Consider the following 1,408-nt stretch of genomic DNA (forward strand, 5'->3'; position numbering starts at 1 on the left):
CGCACGTAGCGGCCGTCCTTGAACACCGTGACCGCGTCGCAGATACGGAACACTTCTTCCATGCGGTGCGACACGTAGAGCACCACTTTGCCCTCGTCGCGCAGGCGCGTGATGATCGCCATCAAGCGCTCGATCTCCCGCGCCGACAGGCTGCTGGTGGGCTCGTCGAAGGCGATCACATGGGCGCCACGGGACAGCGCCTTGGCGATTTCCACCAATTGGCGCTGGCCCAGGGACAGACGCCCGAGCTTCTGGTCCGGGTCGATTTCATCGGCCAGGCCCTTGAGGCACGCCAGGGCCTGCTTGCGCAGCAAGCCACGGTTGACCACGCCCCAGCGCGTGGGCAAATGGCCGAGGAACAGGTTCTCGGCCACGCTCATTTCCGGCACCAGGTGCAGCTCTTGGTGAATCACCGCCACGCCGCTGGCGATGCTGTCGGCCGCGCATTTGAAGGCCAGGGTCTGCGCGCCGATCTGCAGCGCGCCGCTGCTGGGGATATAGGCCCCGCCGAGGATCTTCAGCAGGGTCGATTTGCCCGCGCCGTTCTCGCCCATCAACGCATGCACTTGCCCGGGCTGGGCGGTAAAACTGATGCCGTCCAGCGCCTTGACCCCGGGAAAGGTCTTGCCGATGCCGTCAAACCGCAAGGCCGCAGCGGTCATTTCCACAGCCCGATTTTGGTCAGTTCTTCCTGGAAGTTGGCGCGGGTGATCAGGGTTACTTCGTCCATGGCGGTGTATTTAGGCGGCTCTTTGCCGGTGGTCACCCACTCGAACATCATCTCGGCGGTTTTGTAGCCTTCGATATGCGGGCTTGGCAGCATGGAGCCGTAGAAGCCGCTGTCGGGTTTTTTCAGTTCGCCGATGGCATCGGTGCCATTGATGCCGATCCCGATCACATTGGCCGCCTTGAAACCGGCCGCTTCAGTGGCGCGCACGCCGCCGAGCACGGTGTTGTCGTTCATACCGCCGATGATCAGGTTTTTCACGCCGCTTGGGAGTTTGACCAGCGCCGAGTTGGCGGCGTCCATGCTGCCCGGTACATCCAGGGTTTTCAGCGGCGCGGTGAGGATATGGTCCGCAGGGATGCCGGCTTTTTTCAGCGAATCGATCGAACCGTCGGTGCGTTTCTTACCGGTATCGAGCTCGTTGAAAGTGGTGATCACCGCGTAGGTTTCTTTCCAGTCCCAACCGCGTTTTTTCGCCTCATCCGCCATGGCAGCGCCCTGCTTCTGGCCTACCTCGAACGCGGCCATGCCCAGGTACGGCACGTCTTCCATAAACTTGCCCTTGGCGTCGACGAAACGGTCGTCCACCGCCATGACTTTCATATCGTTGAGCTTGGCCTTGGCCACAATCGCCGGGCCGAGGGACACATCCGGCGGGCAGATCACAAAACCCTTGGCGCT

The 1,408-nt window shown here is 62.1% G+C and carries 2 protein-coding genes; both read right to left on the reverse strand.

The genetic code is table 11. From position 1 onward, the window contains the following. The coding region (locus ABX75_RS27975; RefSeq protein WP_047883135.1) for an ATP-binding cassette domain-containing protein at nt 1–662 on the reverse strand (662 nt) is incomplete at its 3' end. Then, nucleotides 659–1,408, reverse strand: a 750-nt coding sequence (locus ABX75_RS27980) for a substrate-binding domain-containing protein (protein ID WP_047883136.1), incomplete at its 5' end; no start/stop codon positions are given. The genes ABX75_RS27975 and ABX75_RS27980, both read right to left, overlap by 4 nt.

Source organism: Pseudomonas sp. ARP3 (assembly GCF_001029595.1).
GTDB lineage: Bacteria > Pseudomonadota > Gammaproteobacteria > Pseudomonadales > Pseudomonadaceae > Aquipseudomonas > Aquipseudomonas rhodesiae.